The sequence below is a fragment of the Actinoplanes sp. NPDC049599 genome, from assembly GCF_044465625.1.
Classification (GTDB): domain Bacteria; phylum Actinomycetota; class Actinomycetes; order Mycobacteriales; family Micromonosporaceae; genus Actinoplanes.
This window is the reverse complement of record NZ_JBITLX010000042.1, coordinates 12,418-29,905: the sequence shown is the minus strand read 5'-3', so window position 1 is coordinate 29,905 and position 17,488 is coordinate 12,418. Positions and strand designations below refer to the sequence as shown.

Here is a 17,488-nt window from a genome sequence, read left to right as displayed (position 1 = left end):
CGGACCGGGTCAGCCGCGCCAGGGCGGGCCGTGCCGGGCCGTGCCGGGCAGCACCGGGGGCCAGCCCGCGCCAGGGCGGGCCAGACGCGGCGGGCCACGCCAGACCCCCGCCGTGCCAGACCGTGCCGGGCCATGCCGGACCGGGGCCGGGCCGAGCCAGGGCGGACGCGCGTGTCGTGCCAGACCGGGCCGCGCCGGGCCAGGCCGCGCCAGGCCGCGCCAGGTGGGGCCGGGGTTGCGGCAATGGGCACTAAGGACCAGCTGCGTGAACGACGTGTCCCGCACGGCTGGTTTCCCGGCAACTTCGGCTGATCTTCGTCTCCCTCACAACCGCGCCGTAGCGCTCAGCGTCGCGGCAGGCCTGCCCATCGGCAGAGGCACGCCCCTGCTGTCCCTCACCGGAAGCATGCGCGTGCTCGTCGCCTCCTACGGCGGCATCCTGCTGTGGAACCGGTGCGAGAACGACGAGCAGCCGCGATGGATCGTCGGCGTCACGTGATCGGTCGGTGGCGCGGGGGCGATGGTGGCGACTGACTGAGATCAGTGAGGGCCGGTGAAAGCTCGTGTGCACGTCGGCCGGCCCCCGGTTACCTCATCCGGTGAGCACCGTTGTCAACCTTCTCGCCTCCCTTGCCAGCCGTGTGCTTCCCGGCGTGGTCGCTGCCTCCGCCAGGCCTTCGATCGTCGTTCGGGCGCCCACCTCGGCCGCCACCTGCGTAGCCAGCTCCAGCAGGTCCGGCAGGCCCCGTGGCCGGTGCGGCAGCAACAGCGGGATGGCCGTCGCGGCGACTTCCCACACCGCCGTCGAGGCGCCGGCTCGGTGGGCGTCGGTCAGGGCGTTTACCACCCTGGTCAGTTTCACCATGCCGTCGGCGCACAGGTCGCCCACGTCTGCGCCCATTGCGGATGCGAACGGGGTTTTCGCGGCGGCCAGAGCCAGGATGGCGTCGACCGCCGCTACCCGGTCGGTTTCGTGGCGGGCTCCGCAGCCGTATGTCAGTGCCAGGGTCATGGCCGGGCCGATCGGGCCGGTGCATTCCGTCAGTTCGGGTAGCAGCGCGCCGCTGCCGCGGTAGTCCTGGTCTGCCAGGGCGGCCAGGGTCGGCAGGCTCCAGGCGGCCGAGACCTCCCGGTGGTGGGGCACGACCATCGTCAGGACGCCGCTGCTGGTGGTCACGTCGTCGGGGTTGTAGTGCGGTGTCGGTTGTCGTTCCAGCTTTGTCAGGTGGTTTTCGAGGAGGCCGCCGGTGCGGGCCGGGTGCAGGTTGGCCAGCACGCGGCGGGCTGCGGAGCGTTGTTCGACGCGGGTGCTCGTCGGGTCGGGCAGGCCGCCGTCCGCCAGCCATGCGGCGAAGCGCTTGCCCGCCGTGGTGGTCAGCTTGCCGGCCTCGGCCAGGACGGTGGCGTCGACCTGGCGGGGGACACGGAGCAGGGCCTGTTCGAGATCCGCCGGCCAGGGTTGCCAACCTGCCGACTCGGCGCGGCGGAGCCGGGACAGCAGCACCTCGGCGTCGAGGCTGCCGGTGGTCGTGGTCGGTGTGGCGAGCAACTCCGGCACCGGCGTGCGCGTCACCTCCACCGCCAGTTCGGCGATGCGTAGTGTCAGGACGCCGTCCGGCGACGCGATCAGCGGGTTGCGGGTCGCCGGTGTCTGCTCGCGGGCGGCGCGGACCGCGGCGAGCAGGCGGTGCCATGCGTTGCCGTGTCGGTGTGGCCTCATGATGCTGTTCAGGGCTTCGCCGAGCAGGACCAGCCGGACGTCGCTCCCCACGTGGTCGGCGAGGGCGTGCGGATGGCGGTCGAGCACGGGGTCGAGCACCTCGGCGAGCGACGTGCCGCGCAGCGTGACGAGGCCGGCCAGGATGCGTTCCCAGCGGACACCCGTCTGCTCGTGGAACAGGGCGGCCACCTCCTCGGCCAGCTCCACCGCGTCGGCGATCGGCGGGGGCATCGCCGCGGGTGGCGGGAGCGGGGGTGGGGCCAGGGTGGCGGACGGGCGTGCGGGTGCGGTCAGGTCGGGTTTCGCGTCGTGCCGGGCGAGCAGGGTCTGTGCGCGTTCCTGGAGGTCGAGGGCCGGGTGCTCCAGTGCGGTGGCGATCGTCTCCAGCACCTCGGTGATGCGGGAGGGTTCGCGGCGGGCGATCTGCTCCAGCCAGGCGAGCTGGGCCTTGACCAGGCTCTTCTCCTTGCGGACCAGGACCTGGTGGCTCGCTTCAAGGAGCGTCTCCAGCTCGATGCGGCCTTCGTCGTCCAGGCTGCGCAGCGCGCGCTGGGCGAGCGCGGCGATGGGGGACGGTGCGTCGGCCAGCAGCCGGGCATAGTCGTGCGTGTGGGCGGCCAGCTCGTCCGTGGTCGGCGCCAGCAGCTCGTGCAGCAGGGTGAACGGGCGCAGCCAGGCGGGCCGGTCGCCGCGGACCAGACGCTCCACAGTGGCGCCGATGAGCTGCCGGCGGTCGAGCCTGCCCTCGGCCACGAGCTGAGCCACGGCGACGGAGAAGCCCGATGTGTTCTGCCAGCCGGCCTCCGGGGTGTGGTGCCCGTAGTTCAGGTCGCGCCCCATGCCGTCGATGGTGAACACCGACGGCAGCAGGAGGTCGAGGTAGCGGCTGTCGCGGAGGCGGTCGGCGATCCGGATCGGCTTGCTGTTCCTCCGGAAGAACTGGGTGTCGCTGATCCAGGCACGGACCACGCCCTCGGTCACCGGTGGTGCGGCCCGGCCCGCCTGGAGCAGGACCTCGAGGAACGCCCACTCGCCGGACCAGGACGACCCCGGCGACATCCGCTCGGCCAGCCGGACGCCGAGGTCGCCCAGCCACGGCAGCTGTCGCGCCTCGGCGATCTCGAGGAACCGGTCGGTGGGGATGCCGCCCCAGCTGGCGCGCATTTCGCGGCGGCCGAGCGCGGCCGCCGCCCGGGCCGCGGACGGCAGACAGCCTATGGCGATCAGGGCGTACCCGTGGGCCGGATTCTCGAGTTGCTTCCACGACTCCTCGGTGGTCATCGCCTTGATCCGGGTGTCGAACTCCCGGGCGAACGCCAGGCGTTCCGGCTCCGGCGTCGCGATCAGCAGGGCGGTCAGCTCGGCCGGCTTGCCGCGGGAGAGGCGGTCGAGCGTCTGCCAATCGAGGCTCATGCGGACACCTGCTCGCCGGCGCGGACCAGGCTGACGGCCAGCGCGTGCTTGCACGGCCCGCGTTCGCCCCGGTGTTTCGCCCACCACGGGCAGGTGCAGGAGGACTGGCGGACGTGGTAGGTCTCTGCGCCGCTGCGCACGACAGCGACGTCGCCGGAGACGCTCACCGCGCCGGACGCGACGAGGGCCCGGGCGCCGAGCAGCCGGGGGTTCATCGTCGCCACGACGTCGGCCGTGTAGGGGAGCGTGCGGTGGAAGTAGCCCGCCTCGGCCACGTCGTAGCCGACCCGGCCGGCGGTGCCCAGCTGGGCCAGCGCGTCGCGGACCCGCGCCGCCCCGATCCCGGCGGCCTGCGCGAGCGCGTCGATGTCGATCGCCGGATCCCACGACAGCATTGCGCTGATCAGCTCGGCGTCGTCGGTGGTCGCATCGCCGGCCAGCGCCTCTAGCACCGCGCCCTCGCCGGAGAAGCCTCGGTAGGGCTCCGGGGACAACGTCAGCGACAGCCGCAACGCCGGCATGCTCAGCTCCCACGTGCTCGCCACCGGGCCACTGCCGGTCGCCACCGCCGGGCCGTAGACGCGCAGCCTGGTCGCGTACCGGAGGAAGGGTTTGAGGGCGACCAGCCGGCCGGCGCCCGGCAGGCAGATCGCGCCCGGCACCGGCCGGGACGTGAGGCGCAGCGAGCGGCCGGCCGGGAGCGCCCACAGCACCGAGCGGTCGCCGGCGGGCAGCTTGGTGAGCAGGGCGCGGGCGTCGGCCACGCCGATCTCGGCGCGCGGGTCGAAGCGGGCGGTGAGCACCTGCGCCTCGGCGAAGCCGCGCAGCCAGCGCGACGGCAGCGGCACCCGGCGTTCGACGAGCGGGCCGTCGAATGTGGTCACCGTGAGGTCGTCGGGGCCGACCGCGAGATGCAGCGGATCGGCGCGGCCCACCCGGGTCAGCGCGCGCTGCAGCGGCAGGTTGACGTCGACGTTGGTGGTGCCGTGCGCGACGATCTCGCCGTCGATGCCGGCGGGCAGCACGTCGAGCCGGGCATAAACGCCGCAGCAGCCGGAGAACGACTCGAAGCGCAGCCGGTCGGCGCCGGCGGTGACCACCGGGTCGAGGCTGGCCGGGCCGGCCGGCCGGAAATACCGGGTGCGGGCGACCTCCGCGACCGCCAGCAGACCGAGCGCCGCCGCGCCGGGCTCGCTCAGGAAGCCGGTGAAGAACCGGGGATGGGCCGCCGGCCCGCCCGAGGTCTGCAGGGTGAGCCCGCCGGCCGGGGCCAGCGTCGAGGAGCCGAGATAGGAGTACGTCGCGGAGACCATGCGGAGAAGGTAGAGAGGGGGTACGACACTTCGGCTCACGGGTCCAGATCGGCGCCGATGGCGTAGTGGTCGGACGGGTAGCGCCCGTCGATCGGGCGGTCGCCGGCGAGGAACGCCCCGCGCACCGTCACCACCGCCCCGGGCCGTCCCGGCCGGGCCAGCACGTGGTCGATCCGGCGGTCGATCAACGTGGTCGCCTCCAGCGGCGCGTACGGCACCAGTGAGTCCAGAGTGGTCACTCCCGGATCGCCGCCGCCCTCCTCCCAGGTGTCCACCGTCACCGCGCGCAGCGGGGCCAGTTCCGGCTCGTCCGGCGGCGCGTTCAGGTCCCCGATCAGCAGCACCGGCAGCGGCCCGTCCAGGGCGGGATCGGTCACCAGGTCGGCGAGCGCCTGGGACTGCGCGGCCCGGTCGGCGGCGTAGCGTGGCTCCCACTCCCGGCACGCGACGATGACGTGCAGCGGCCCGCGTGGATGGTCGAGGGCGGCGACCAGCGCCGTCGGGGCCGCGCCGGGGCGCTGCGGGTGTGGCAGCTCGCGGATCTCGGTGCGCAGGATCGGCCAGCGGCTGAGCAGTCCCAGCCCGACGGTCACGCCGAGCTGGCCCGGCTCCTCGACCGGCTCCGGCGCAGGCGGCAGCGAGGACGGCACGAAGGCCGCGTGCATGCCGAGCTGACCGGCCAGCACGTCGGGCTGCGTCGTGCCGTCGCCGGCCCACGTCTCCACCAGGCCGAGCACGTCCGGCTGGTACGTCTCCAGGGTGATCCTGATGCCGTCGGCCCGCTCCCGCCAGTTGCCGCCGAAGCGCCACCACACGTTCCAGGTCATGACCCGCATGGCACGACGGTAAGCCCGGCGCGTTTAGATGGCACGGTGAGCCGACCCGTTCTGCTGCTGGACCTCGACGGGGTGCTGAACCCCTTCGCCGCGTCCTCCTGCCCCGACGGATATCTCGAGCACGAGTTCTTCCCCGGGGAAGGCCCCGAGCGCTACTGCCCGGACCACGCCGCCTGGATCACCGAGCTGGCCGCGGCCGGTGACCTGCACTGGGCCACCGGGTGGGGCGAGGACGCCAACACGCTCTTCGCCGCGAAGCTGGGCGTCGCGGCGCTGCCGGTGGTGCCGTTCCCGCCGGTGCCGTTCCCGCCGGAGGCCAAGGTGCCGGCGCTCGCGGCGCTGGTGGGCGACCGCCCGGCGGCCTGGATCGACGACAACCACACGGACGCGGGCCGCCGCTGGGCGGCCGCGCGGGCGGCGCCCACGCTGCTGGTGCCGGTCGACTCGGCGATCGGCTGGACCCGCGACGACGTGGACCGCGTGCTGGCCTGGACCGCCGAGCTCCGCACCTGACCAGCAGGGCCGCCCGCGACCGGCCCAGCAGGGCCGCCCGCGACCGCGACCGGGCCGCCCGCCGCCCGCGACCGGGCCGCGACCGCGACCGGGCCGCGACCGCGCCGACTGCGACCGGGCCGACCGCGACCGGGCCGACCGCGACCGGGCCGCGACCGCGCCGACTGCGACCGGGCCGACCGCGACCGGGCCGACTGCGACCGGGCCGACTGCGACCGGGCCGACTGCGACCGGGCCGACCGCGACCGGGCCGACCGCGACCGGGCCGACCGCGACCGGGCCGACCGCGACCGGGCCGACCGCGACCGGCCCACCGGGGCCGCTCGCGACCGCGGCCGGCCGGCCGGGCGACCGTGTCCGCCCCGGCCGGGGCGGACACGAGAAGCCGGCTAAGCGCTCTGCCAGAGCCCGATCAGATTGCCCTCGGTGTCGTGCACGTAGGCCGCGAACCCCATGTCCCCGACCGCTTGCCGGCCGATCGCCACCTTGCCACCCAGCTTCTCCACCCGGGCCAGTGACTCGTCCAGGTCAGCCACCCCGATCACGATGACCGGCGCGGTGATCGGTCCCTGCTTGGCGAGCATGCCGCCGTTGATGCCGCCGGGCTCGTCCGGCCGGCCCGACTCGTCGGTCGCGATGGTTGTCACCATCGTGTAGCCCATGTCCGGCATGCCCTGCAGCTGCCAGCCGAAGGCCTCACGGTAGAAGGTGTGTGCCCGGTCGGCATCGTCGAACGGGACCTCGAAGTGGACGACTTTGTCCATGACTCCTCCTCGTCAGCTCTCCGCCGACCATAGACCCGGCCACCGACAGAATCACGGCTGAACGGCGCGGTTCAGCCGCGGTACACGCCGAACTCCCAGAGCGAGTAGCCGTAGTCGGTGGCGCGGGCGGTGCCGGAGACCCGGACGTAACGGCCGGTGCCGTTGATCGCCAGGTCGTCGAAGCCGCCGTTGCCGCTGGTGGTCGTGTGGATCGTCTGCCAGGTGCTGCCGTTGTCCGAGACCTGCACCGTGTAGCCCTTGGCGTAGGCCGCTTCCCAGGCCAGCAGCACGCGGTTGAACGACTGCACCGAGCCCAGGTCGACCTGGAGCCAGGCGGTGTCCACCCACTCGCTGGCCCAGCGGGTGCCGTAGTTGCCGTCGACCGCGTACCCGGGCAGTTGCGGGCCGTTCGTGCCGGTCGGCTGGTAGGTCGATGCCGTGGCCGTCTTGCCCTGTGCCAGGTTGGTGCCCGGGACGGTCGGCGGGACCACCTTGAACGAGCGCTGGTCGATGCCCACGTTGCCGTGGCCGTCGAAGGCGTACACGTAGACCTTCCAGACCCCGAGCTGCTCGGGGGCCTTCGCGGTGAACGTGCCGTTGCCGTTGTCGGTGAAGACCACGTTGGTCAGCCCGGTGCCGCCGGTGATGTGCTTGTTGCTGTACATCAGGTTGTAGCGGATCAGGTCGCCGTTCGGGTCGCTGACCCCGGCGTTGATCGTGAACGTCCCGCCGGCCGGCACGGCGGTCTGGTTGCTCACCGCCATCGAGTTGATCTCCGGAGGGGTGTTCGCCGAGGCCTGCCCGGTGTACGCCTGCTTCAGCGAGTGGTAGCCGAGCCGGCGCCAGCCGCCGGTGAAGGTGTTGAGCCAGACGCCGCCGAAGTCGTTCTCCAGGCCGTAGTGGAACTCGGTCGCGCCCAGCGCCACGCCCGGGTGCGCCTTGATGGCGTTCCAGCTGGCCGTGTAGCCGGTGCGCTTCTGCAGGTCGGTGGGCTCGGTCGGCACCCCGTTGACGTCGTTGGGCACCTCCCACTCCCCGGCCGGGCCACCCTCGGTGAGGATGTACGGCTTGGTGTACCCGCCGTTGATCCAGTCCTGCTTGACGTTGCCGATCGCCCCGTACGAGTTGACCGCCAGCAGGTCCAGGTCGGGCGAGTTCGCCTTGTAGTACGTCCACGCCCCGGTGTACGCGTCCGTCGAGGTGACCGGGTGGTTCGGGTCCGCCGCGTGGATCGCCACCGCCAGCTCGTTGACGTACTTGGCGTACGCGACCCGGCGCGCCTCGACCTCGGCGGCCGGCAGCCCGTGGTCCTGCATGGTCAGGATGACCTCGTTGCCGACGTCCCACATCAGCACGCCCTGCTTGTTCTTCAGCGCGTTGACCCGGGCGACGATCTCGTTCTTGGTCGCGGTCTTGTAGGCGGTGTCGTTGACGTAGTCGGCGCCCTGGTTGAGCCAGTGCCCGACCACGACCTTGATGTTCTGCTGGGCGGCCCGGTCGAGCAGCGCCGGGGTGTTGGCGTCGTCCACACCCCAGAGCCGGATCGTGTTGACACCCATGTTCTTCAGGTCGCGCAGGTAGCCGTCGGCCGCGGCCTGCGGCGGGCCGTACGTGATGCCCTTGACCTCGTACGCCGCGCCGTTGACGTTCAGCTGCCAGTTGCCCTGCGAGCCGGTGACCCGCACGGTCGACGGGCCGGCCGGGGTGGCCGGGTCGGCCATCGCCGCCGGGGTGGTGCCGGCGGACCGGGCCACGGTCACCGAGTCGACGCTGAGCACGCCGCCCGAGGTGGTCTCCGGGGTCGGGGTGGTGAAGCCGGCGATCGCGTTCGGCAGCGAGCCGCCGATGGCCAGGTCGAAGCGCAGGAAGAAGCCGTGGTGCACGGCTGCCTTCCACGCGGTGACGCCGACCTGCGATTCGCGCACGACCCAGGTCTGCCGGCCGTCGAGATAGAAGCGGATCTCCTCGTCGGTCTTGGTCCGGTCGATGATCTGGCTGTACTCGTGGAAGCCGGTCTGGCAGCCGGTGCAGCCGGCCAGCCCGCTCTGCCGGCCGTTGTACTCCGCGCACGGTCCGTCCGGCGCGGTGCCGCAGTGCAGGGTCTGCGACAGCTGGCTGCGCCCGTTGACGTCGGTCATGATGTCGGTCTCGCCGACGCCGGGCCAGTTGGTGTAGTTGCCGCGGTAGGCCGCCCCGGTGGCGCGGAAGCCGGGCCAGTAGCCGGCGCCGTTGGCCACGTCGGGCTGCTTGAGCACCGCGGTGAACTTGGTCTGCTGGCCGGCCGGCGGCTCGAAGTCGGTGCGCTGGGTCTCGATCCGGCCGGAGGTCCACTTGCCCGCGCTGTCCCGGATCGCCTTGATGTTGAGCTTGCCGGCGCCGTCCAGGTAGACGTTGGCGGTGGAGTTCGACGCGGTCTCGACCTCGCCGGTGCCCCAGTTCGCGGCTCCGCCCGGGTACTGGGTGCCGGTGCGCAACAGCCAGTTCGCGGCGTTCGGCGAGGTGTTGGCGGCGCCGGAGAAGTCGTCCGTCCACACCGTGGTGAAGTCACCGGGCGGCGGTGTCGTGGTGCCGCCCCCGGTGGTGAAGATCTTGAACTCGTAGAGGGAGTAGCCGTAGCCGCTGGCGCGGGTGGTGCCGTACATGCGGACGTAGCGGCCGGTGCCCGTCACGGTGAGCGTCTCGGTGCCGCCCGCGCCGGTGGTGGTGCTGTGGATGTCGGTCCAGGTGGTGCCGTCGGCACTGGTCTGGATCTTGTACGCCTTCGCGTACGCACCCTCCCACTGCAGCACCACCTGGCAGACGGACTGGGACGTGCCCAGGTCCACGCGCAGCCACTGGGGATCGCTGAACTCGCTGGACCAGCGGGAGCCCGTGTCGCCGTCGACGGCCTTGGCGGCAGCGACGTCCGCGCCCTCCTGCGAGGAGGCGGTGGCGGGCTTGCCCTGCGCGGCATTCGTCGTGCCGCACGCCGACGGGGTGCCGCCGGTGGAGCCGTAGACCTTGAACTCGTAGAGGGAGTAGCCGTAGCCGCTGGCGCGGGTGGTGCCGTACATGCGGACGTAGCGGCCGGTGCCGCTGACGGTGAGCGTCTCGGTGCCGCCCGCGCCGGTGGTGGTGCTGTGGATGTCGGTCCAGGCGGTGCCGTCGGCACTGGTCTGGATCTTGTACGCCTTCGCGTACGCACCCTCCCACTGCAGGACGACCTGGGTGATCGTGGCGGTGGCGCCGAGGTCGACCCGCAGCCACTGGGGATCGCTGAACTCGCTGGACCAGCGCGTGCCGGCGTTGCCGTCGACCGCCAGGGCGGCGGCGACGTCCGCGCCCTCCTGCGACGACGCGGTGGCCGGTTTGCCCTGCGACAGCAGGGAATCCGCGGCGTGTGCGGTGAGCTGGACGACGCCCAGGTAGGCGACGACGACGGCGAGCACGGTGACGGGGATCAACCGGCGCCAACGGCGGGGGCTGGGCGCGTGCGGGGGCAGCGCCGGGGGAGAAGCCGGATGCACGGGAACTCCTGACGTTCGGGGACGGAGTCACAGGGGAGGGGATCGATGGAGAGCGCTCTCCACCTGAGCCGCAGTGTTGCGTCCGCTTTTCCGATGTGTCAAGCATTCCGTCGCTGATCGGCCGCCAATCATGGGCAAAAGCGGCCTTTCCGAATACTGTCGAGGGCGTCTTGGAAAGCGCTCTCCGACGGCGGTGCGCTACGGGCAGTCGGGCCTGCAGCGCGCCGACCTGACCCGGGAGGCGATCCGGCTGACCCGGCTGCTGCCCCGGCTGTTGCCCGGCGACGGGGAGGCGGCCGGGCTGCTGGCGCTGATGCTGCTCCCCGACGCCCGACGCCCGACGCCCGACGCCCGACGCGGACGGACGCGCAGGGTGCGCTCGTACCGCTGGACGAGCAGGATCGCGGCCGGTGGAACGCAGCGTTCATCGCCGAGGGGGTCGCGCTGGTCTCCGCGACGCTGGGGCGGGGACCGCTGGGGCCGTACCAGTTGCAGGCCGCGATCGCCGCGGTGCACGACGAGGCCGGCACCGCCGAGCATACCGACTGGCCGCAGATCCTCGCCCTCTACGAGGTGCTGGAACGGGTCTCGCCGGGACCGGTGGTCACGCTGAACCGGGCGGTGGCCACGGCCCAGGCCCGCGGGCCGCTGGCCGGGCTCGCGGTGCTGGCCGAGCTCGACGGCGACGAACGGATGGCGGAGAACCACCGGCTCGAGTCCGTCCGCGCGCACCTGCTCGAGCCGGCCGGCGACCGCACGGCCGCGCACGGCTGCTACCTGCGCGCGGCGGCGATGACGGCCAGCCTGCCCGAGCAGCGGCATCTGACGCTGCGGGCCGCGGCGCTGCGACCCGTACCTGATCCGAACATCGACCGGCCGCCGGGCCGGGCATGATGGTCCGGTGACCGAGCTTTCCAAAGGCCTGATCCTGCTGGTCGAGGACGAGCGGCCGATCGCGGACCTGGTCCGGCTCTACCTGAGCCGGGACGGCTTCGGGGTGCACGTCGAGCACGACGGCACATCCGGGCTGGCCGCTGCGCGGCGGTTGCGGCCGGTCGCCTGCGTGCTGGACATCGCGCTGCCCGGGATGGAGGGCACGGAGATCTGCCGGCGGCTGCGCGCGGAGGGCGACTGGACCCCCGTCGTGTTCCTCACCGCCCGCGACGACGAAGTGGACCGGATCCTCGGGCTGGAGCTGGGCGACGACTACCTCACCAAGCCGTTCAGCCCGCGCGAGCTGGTCGCCCGGGTGCGGGCCCTGCTGCGCCGCGCCGCCGGGCCACCCGACGGCGGCCGGGTGCGGACCCTCGGCCCGCTCCAGCTCGACTCCGGCCGGCACCTGGTCACCGTGGACGGTGCCCCGCTGACGCTGACCCCGACCGAGTTCGATCTGCTCGCGCACCTGCTGGGCCGGCCGGGACGGGTCTTCACCCGCGAGGAGCTGCTGGCCGGCGTCTGGGGGTACGCGTCGCCCGCGGGCACCCGTACCGTTGATGTGCACGTGGCCCAGGTCCGCGCCAAGCTCGGGCCCGCCGCGCACCTGATCCGCACGGTCCGCGGGGTCGGCTACACCGCCGATGCGTAGCTTCCTGGGCACCCTGTCCGGCCGTACGGTGCTGGTCACCGCGGCCACCGCGGTCGTCTCCGTGATCATCACCGCGCTGGTCGCGCTCCCGATCGCCGTGCGCTCGGCCAACAACGCCGCCCGCGACGAGCTGGTGGAGAAGTCCGCGCTCGCCGTCGAGCTGCTCACCACCGAACGCCAGCTCGCCCGCGAGCGGATCGTCTCCCGGCTGCGCGCCGACGGCATCGACGTCTTCCTGATCCGGCGCGGCGCCGTGGACCGGGCCGGCCTGCCCGACCGGGTGATCAGCCAGGTCGCCGCCGGTGAGTCCGTCGACACCCGCGGCCTGGTCGGCGAGCGCGCGGTGCTGATCGTCGGCCGGCCGCTGCGCGGCAACACCAGCGGGGTGGTGCTCACCCGCGACATCGCCTCCGGCACGGCCGCCCGGGTGCTCGGCGGCGTCTGGGTGGCGCTGCTCGCCGGGCTGCTCGGCGGCGTCCTGGCCGGCGCCCTGCTGGCCCGGTTCATCGCCCGGCCGTTGCGGCAGGCGGCGGTGGCGGCCGGGCGGCTCTCCGCGGGGGACCGCTCGATCCGGCTCGCGGTGCGCCCGCCGGCCGAGGTGGCCGAGCTCGCGTCGGCGCTCAACCAGCTCGGCGCGGCGCTGCAGATCAGCGAGGGCCGCGAACGGGACTTCCTGCTGTCGGTGTCGCACGAGCTGCGGACCCCGCTGTCGACCATCCGCGGTTACGCCGAGGCGCTGGCCGACGGCGTGGTGGCCGCCGACGACGCGGCGCGGGCCGGGCAGACGATGGTCGCCGAGGCGGACCGGCTGGACCGGCTGATCTCCGACCTGCTGGTGCTCGCCCGGCTGGAGGCCGCCGACCTGCCGGTCGACATCGTGCCGGTGGACCTGGTCGACCTGGTCGGCTCGGCCGCCGAGGCGTGGGCCCCGCGCTGCGGCCCGGACGGCCCGCTGCTGAGCACCGAGCTGCCCGCCGACCCGGTGCTGGTGGCCACCGACCCTGGCCGGATCCGCCAGGTCGTCGACGGGCTCTGCGAGAACGCGCTGCGGGTCCTGCCGCCGGGCGCCGCGCTGATCCTGGCGGTACGGGCGGACCCGCGGGGCGGCGTGCTGGAGATCCGTGACGGCGGCCCCGGCTTCACCGACGAGGACCTGGCGGTGGCGTTCCAGCGCGGGGCGCTGCACCGGCGGTACCGGGGCCTCCGCCGCACCGGCAGTGGCCTCGGCCTGGCCCTGGCCGCGCGGCTGGTCGGGCGGCTCGGCGGGACCATCGCGGCCGGGCACGCCCCGGAGGGCGGCGCGATGTTCACCGTGGTCCTTCCTTACCCGATCCGAACATGACGCTGATCCGCCCCGAGCACACCCGGCGCAGTCTTTGCCCATGACACGAACCCGTATCGCGCTGACCCTGACCACGCTCGGCCTCGCCGGCCTGCTCGGGCTGACCGGCTGCGGCGCCGGTGCGGCGCCGGCCGGTGCCCCGGCGGCCGCCGCGGACGTCGCGGACGAGGCCTACGCGCTCACCGCCGTCGGCCTGACCACCGGCCTGGAGGCGGACCCGGCCCCGTCGGCCTCGACCGGGGCCGGCCCGGGCAAGGACCGCAAGCACCCCGGGCTGCGCAGGTTCCTGCGGAAGAACACCCTGCACGGCGAGCTGACGGTGCAGGGCAAGGACGGCGTCCGCACCGTGGTGGTGCAGCGCGGCAGCGTCACCGCCGTGGACGCCACGACGGTGAGCGTGAAGTCGACCGACGGCTTCACCCAGACCTGGACCTTCGGCGACAAGCTCCGGGTCGTGCAGGACCGCAAGACCGTCGAGACCTCCGCGATCAAGCCGGGCGCGGAGATCGGCATCGCGGGCGCCAAGGACGGCGACAAGAGCGTCGCCCGGCTGGTCGCGATCAAGTAGGCGAATGAGGTTCAGGGCCCGCGCTCTTGGACCAGCGCGGGCCCTGTTCCCCGCCCCCCTAGGAGAAAAGTCTGTGCCCGGTCACTGCAGGATCGCCCCCATCGGGGACATCAGCAGCTTGCCGAAGGCCTCGGCGGTGCCGTCCAGGCGGGCCCGTTCCCGGCCGAGCGCCTGCAGGTCATGGCGTACGCACCAGAGCCGCTGCGAGTTGCGCCAGGCCACGTTGCGGGTGTACTCGATCAGCTCGCCCTGCCACCAGTCGTCCAGGTCGCCGTTCATCATGTCGATGATCAGCTGCCACTTCTCCAGGAAGCCGCGGCGCAGCCCGGGGATGGACTCCGCGAAGATGTCGTTGATCTGCAGGTAGTCGTGGTGCTGGTCGCTGTCGTCGACCGGGTCCGAGCCCAGGTGGTCGAAGGTCGTCACCAGCGCGAACGGCAGGTCGTAGTTGATGTGGGCGTTCACCCCGGCGGCGGCCGACGGCAGCGGCCGGGCGTCCGGCCCGGGGATCCGGTGGAACAGCACCGCCCAGGCCCGCGGGCAGCCGGCGCTGGCGTCCGACCACTGGCGCAGGGCGTCGAAGTAGCGGGCGGCGAACTCCACGTCGAGGCGGGACAGGAACGCCGGGTCGGCGAACCGGCCCGCGTACAGGCGCTCGAGCACGCTGGTCGTGATGGTCAGGTAGAGCTTGTTGAAGTCGGCGAGCGGGTTGCTGGTCAGCAGCGGCGGGACCCGGCACAGCACGTCCTGCAGCTTGGTCAGCTGGTCGACCACCGCGGGCACGTCATCAGGGTGGCCGGCCAGCACGTCGGCCATGTCCTGCTGCACAGGTCCCCAGACGGATTCGGTGATCATCGGTCCTCCACACACGGAACTTCCTGGCGGAGGCCCTCCAGCACCGCCCGGCGGCCCGGGTGGCCGACCAGCCGGGCGGTGCTCCCCCGAACGAGAGTGAGCCTTTCACCGGGCGCGTGTGGGGGGATCGGTAGAACGACGTATTCCGGGTGCGTAGATAACGGTAAGGTCACGCCGCCCGGAGGAAGACCCGGCTGGCCTGCACCCGGGTGCGGACCTGGAGCTTGTCGAAGATGTGCCCGACGTGCACGCCGACGGTCCGCTCGCTGATGAACAGGGCCTGACCGATCTCCCGGTTGGTCAGCCCCTCGGCGACCGCCGCCAGCACCTCGCGTTCGCGCTCGGTCAGCGCGCCCAGCTCGTCACCGGACTCCGGGCCCGGCGGCGCCATCGGCACCGTGTCCTCGTCGCCGGTCAGCGCCACCCGGGCCCGGGACGCCACGGCGGTGATCTCGGCGGCGAACGGGTTGGCGCCCATCGCCCGGGCGGTCGCGTACGCCTCGCGCAGCGCCGCCGTGGCCGCCGCCCGGCCCCGGCTGGACCGGCCCGGCCGGCGGGTGAAGGACGCCTCGGCCTGCCGCAGCCGCGAATACGCCGCCGGGTAGGGCTGCTTGCGCCTGTCCCACGCCGCGGCGGCGCGGGCCCACAGCTCCGGGTCGTTGCGCTCGTCGATCCGGCTCTGCTCGGCCGCGCACAGGTCCAGGTAGCCGTCGACCACGGCGCGGACCGGCGGCGCCGCGTTGCCCGCACCCCGGGTCATCCGCTCGACCACCGTCTGCAGCCGGCGCACCGCGGCCGGGTCGACCGGCACCTTGCCGCCGGCCTGCGCCTCGGCCTCGGCCCGCAGCCCGTGCCAGGCCAGCACGCCGAGCAGCACCAGGTCGTCGGAGCGGGTCTCGGTCAGGCCGCGCTGCACGGCCGCGCGGGCCTCCGCGTGCCGGCCCTGCCACATGGCCAGGCCCGCGCGCAGGGTCAGCATCGGCAGCACGTGCCGGGCGCCGCCGCCGGCCAGGATGGTCGCCACCGCGTCCAGGTCGCGGTCGGCCTGCTCGATGTCGCCGAAGCCGACCCACAGCCGGCACCGGGCCAGCAGCAGCTCCACCGCGTCCGCGCCGGACGGGCGGTGCCGCATCGCGGTGTCGAGCACCCGCTCGGCCTCGGCCCAGTCGCCGACCCGGAACAGCCCGTTCGCGGCGATCGCCAGCAGCCGGGTCTGGTAGGTGCGGCCGAGCCCGATCGCGGCCAGCTTCTCCGCGCCGCGGCGGGCCACCAGCACGCCCTCCTCGACGTTGTTCAGCGGCCCGGTCAGCAGCTCGGCCAGGTGCAGGTAGGCGCAGCCGATGTCGTCCGGGTGCCCGGAGCGCTCGGCGATCTCCACCGCCTGCCGGATCACCGCCAGCCCCGCGTCCGGGTCCTCCCGGAAGGCCAGGCTGAAGCCCAGGGCCGCGCTGGCCCGGACCAGGTCGGCGGTCGAGCCGTCGGCCTTCTCGGCCAGGTCCAGCGCGTCGCGGGCGCGGACCCCGGCGTCGGCGTACCGGCCCAGGTGAACCAGCAGCTCGGCCAGGTGCGCCGCCGCGCTGGCCTGCTCGGCCGGGGTGCACTCGGCGAACGCCAGCGCGCGCTCGTATTCGATCTCGGCGGTCGCCGACCGGCCGGCGGCGGCCAGGTAGCGGGCCCGGCGCAGGTGGATCTCGCAGGCGCCCGGCCCGTCCGGGCGGGCGGCCAGCTCCTCGAGCCGGGTCAGCGCGCGCTGGTGCTCGCCGCAGCGGTGCGCCGACTCTGCGGCGTGCGCCAGCAGGTCGGTGCGCTCGGGCGCGTCGTCGGCGCTCAGCTCCAGCGCCAGGCTCCAGTAGCGGTGGGACTCGGCGAAGCCGTAGAGCTGCTCGGCGGCGCGGGCGGCGGCGACGACCGACGGCAGCGCGCGCGCCGGCTCGCCCGCCTGGCGCCAGTGGTGGGCCAGCCGGGCGTGGTCCGCGGCGCCCGGCACGGCCTCCAGGGCCTCGGCGTAGCGGCGGTGCCGGGCTGCGCTCTCGGCCGGCAGCACCTCGTGCTCGAGCACCTCGGCCACCACCTGGTGGCGCAGCCGGTAGCCGTCCGGGGCGCTGGTCACGAAGCGGTGCGCGACGGCGGCCCGGACCGCCTCGATCAGCTCGGCCTCGGGCAGCGGCAGGACCCGGGCCAGCAGGGCGTGCTCGACCGGCTCGACCCCGGCGGCGACCGCGTGCACCACGTCGTGGGCGTGCGGGGGCAGCTCGTCGACCCGGGACAGGAAGATCTCCCGGAGCGTGTCGGACAGCTCGACCCGGCCGTCGCGCAGGTCGCGGGAGAGCTCCTCGACCACGAACGGGTTACCGCCGCTGCGCTTGTAGACCCGGTCGGTGTCCTCCGGCGGCACGTCCGCGCCGGCGATCGCGGCGACCAGCTCACCGGTCGCCTCGCGGTCGAGCGGGGCCAGGTCGAGCACGCGTACGGAACGCAACCGGCGCAGCTCGGCCAGCACTCGCCGTAGTGGGTGTGAGCCGTGCAGGGACTCCGAGCGGACCGCCGCCAGCACCGACAGGTTGATCTCGCCGAGGCCGGCCAGCAGGTAGAGCAGCAGCTGGCGGGTGCTGCGGTCGGCCCACTGCAGGTCGTCGAGGACCAGCAGCAGCCGGCGGCCCTGGGCGAGCGAGCGCAGCTGCTGCGAGACGCGTTCGAGCAGCACACCCGCGCCGTCCTGGCTGGCCGCGGCATCCACCGGGCCGGTGTCGGCGTGCACCCCGGCGCGGCGCAGCGCCTGCAGGACCGGGTGCAGGGGGGAGGCGTCGCCGATGTCCAGGCAGGTGCCGGACAGCACGGCCGCACCGGCGTCACGCAGGGCCTCCGCGGTCTCCCGGAGCAGCCGGCTCTTGCCCACGCCGCTCTCGCCGGTGACGAACACCGCCGCGGTGCCACCGGGACCGGCCTCCAGCAGGTCCGTGCGAACTGCGGTCAAAGTGCCGGTACGTCCGACAATAGGCGCGTCGTCCCCCTCGCTGGCCATGCGTGGCAGCCTAGTGCCGAACCGGGTAGCACGTTCTCGTCGGTTCGGACT

Annotated in this window: 12 protein-coding genes and 1 pseudogene; 6 read left to right on the top strand and 7 right to left on the bottom strand. The window is 73.7% G+C overall.

Annotated features, from left to right (window positions below):
* The first annotated feature begins 265 nt into the window (after positions 1 to 265).
* Complete coding sequence (locus tag ACIBQZ_RS40390) at positions 266 to 499, top strand: hypothetical protein (protein ID WP_396094246.1); 234 nt, start codon at positions 266 to 268, stop codon at positions 497 to 499.
* A gap of 93 nt (positions 500 to 592) precedes the next feature.
* Here the strand turns inward: ACIBQZ_RS40390 and ACIBQZ_RS40385 are convergent, their stop codons facing one another.
* Genes ACIBQZ_RS40385 through ACIBQZ_RS40375 form a run of 3 tightly spaced genes read right to left on the bottom strand, consistent with a single transcriptional unit; the run spans position 593 to position 5,282 of the window.
* Positions 593 to 3,133 carry a DUF6493 family protein gene (locus ACIBQZ_RS40385; protein WP_396094245.1) on the bottom strand — a complete coding sequence of 847 codons (2,541 nt, stop codon included), beginning with the start codon at positions 3,131 to 3,133 and terminating at the stop codon, positions 593 to 595.
* Entirely contained in the window at positions 3,130 to 4,446 is a 1,317-nt protein-coding gene (locus tag ACIBQZ_RS40380; RefSeq protein WP_396094244.1) for an SWIM zinc finger family protein, read from the bottom strand. The genes ACIBQZ_RS40385 and ACIBQZ_RS40380 overlap by 4 nt, the downstream gene beginning before the upstream one ends.
* 35 nt (positions 4,447 to 4,481) lie before the next feature.
* Entirely contained in the window at positions 4,482 to 5,282 is an 801-nt protein-coding gene (locus ACIBQZ_RS40375; protein WP_396094243.1) for an endonuclease/exonuclease/phosphatase family protein, read from the bottom strand.
* Positions 5,283 to 5,318: 36 nt separating this feature from the next.
* On the opposite strand from ACIBQZ_RS40375, the gene ACIBQZ_RS40370 reads away from it, so the two are divergent.
* Positions 5,319 to 5,795 carry a hypothetical protein gene (locus tag ACIBQZ_RS40370; protein ID WP_396094242.1) on the top strand — a complete coding sequence of 159 codons (477 nt, stop codon included), beginning with the start codon at positions 5,319 to 5,321 and terminating at the stop codon, positions 5,793 to 5,795.
* A 389-nt stretch (positions 5,796 to 6,184) separates the two neighbouring features.
* On the opposite strand, the gene ACIBQZ_RS40365 is transcribed toward ACIBQZ_RS40370, so the two are convergent.
* Both ACIBQZ_RS40365 and ACIBQZ_RS40360 read right to left on the bottom strand, forming a co-directional pair.
* Positions 6,185 to 6,559 (bottom strand): VOC family protein, encoded by a 375-nt coding sequence (locus ACIBQZ_RS40365; RefSeq protein ID WP_396094241.1) that lies wholly within the window; start codon positions 6,557 to 6,559, stop codon positions 6,185 to 6,187.
* A 71-nt stretch (positions 6,560 to 6,630) separates the two neighbouring features.
* Entirely contained in the window at positions 6,631 to 10,065 is a 3,435-nt protein-coding gene (locus ACIBQZ_RS40360; RefSeq protein ID WP_396094240.1) for a discoidin domain-containing protein, read from the bottom strand.
* Positions 10,066 to 10,279: 214 nt separating this feature from the next.
* Between ACIBQZ_RS40360 and ACIBQZ_RS40355 the strand changes: the two are divergent.
* The 4 genes and pseudogenes from ACIBQZ_RS40355 to ACIBQZ_RS40340 form a co-directional block, all read left to right on the top strand.
* Positions 10,280 to 10,959 (top strand): annotated as a pseudogene (locus ACIBQZ_RS40355) (DUF6596 domain-containing protein); the annotation flags it as partial.
* A gap of 7 nt (positions 10,960 to 10,966) precedes the next feature.
* A complete protein-coding gene (locus ACIBQZ_RS40350) occupies positions 10,967 to 11,650 on the top strand; it encodes a response regulator transcription factor (protein WP_396094239.1) in 684 nt (227 codons plus the stop codon).
* On the top strand, positions 11,643 to 12,992 hold the full coding sequence (locus ACIBQZ_RS40345; protein WP_396094238.1) for a histidine kinase dimerization/phospho-acceptor domain-containing protein: 1,350 nt from the start codon (positions 11,643 to 11,645) through the stop codon (positions 12,990 to 12,992). Before ACIBQZ_RS40350 ends, ACIBQZ_RS40345 begins: the two co-directional genes overlap by 8 nt.
* 40 nt (positions 12,993 to 13,032) lie before the next feature.
* A complete protein-coding gene (locus ACIBQZ_RS40340; protein WP_396094237.1) occupies positions 13,033 to 13,560 on the top strand; it encodes a hypothetical protein in 528 nt (175 codons plus the stop codon).
* Between the two features lie 81 nt (positions 13,561 to 13,641).
* Here ACIBQZ_RS40340 and ACIBQZ_RS40335 read toward each other — a convergent pair whose 3' ends face one another.
* Positions 13,642 to 14,412, bottom strand: a complete 771-nt coding sequence (locus ACIBQZ_RS40335; protein ID WP_396094272.1) for a DUF5995 family protein — start codon at positions 14,410 to 14,412, stop codon at positions 13,642 to 13,644.
* A 172-nt stretch (positions 14,413 to 14,584) separates the two neighbouring features.
* Complete coding sequence (locus ACIBQZ_RS40330; protein ID WP_396094236.1) at positions 14,585 to 17,437, bottom strand: AAA family ATPase; 2,853 nt, start codon at positions 17,435 to 17,437, stop codon at positions 14,585 to 14,587.
* Positions 17,438 to 17,488: the final 51 nt, after the last annotated feature.

Bases quoted from the DNA above. Each gene is read 5' to 3' on its own strand.
- ACIBQZ_RS40385 (WP_396094245.1), bottom strand. From the start codon at position 3,133: ATGAGCCTCGATTGGCAGACGCTCGACCGCCTCTCCCGCGGCAAGCCG.
- ACIBQZ_RS40380 (WP_396094244.1), bottom strand. From the start codon at position 4,446: ATGGTCTCCGCGACGTACTCCTATCTCGGCTCCTCGACGCTGGCCCCG.
- ACIBQZ_RS40375 (WP_396094243.1), bottom strand. From the start codon at position 5,282: ATGCGGGTCATGACCTGGAACGTGTGGTGGCGCTTCGGCGGCAACTGG.
- ACIBQZ_RS40365 (WP_396094241.1), bottom strand. From the start codon at position 6,559: ATGGACAAAGTCGTCCACTTCGAGGTCCCGTTCGACGATGCCGACCGG.
- ACIBQZ_RS40345 (WP_396094238.1), top strand. From the start codon at position 11,643: ATGCGTAGCTTCCTGGGCACCCTGTCCGGCCGTACGGTGCTGGTCACC.
- ACIBQZ_RS40340 (WP_396094237.1), top strand. From the start codon at position 13,033: ATGACACGAACCCGTATCGCGCTGACCCTGACCACGCTCGGCCTCGCC.
- ACIBQZ_RS40330 (WP_396094236.1), bottom strand. From the start codon at position 17,437: ATGGCCAGCGAGGGGGACGACGCGCCTATTGTCGGACGTACCGGCACT.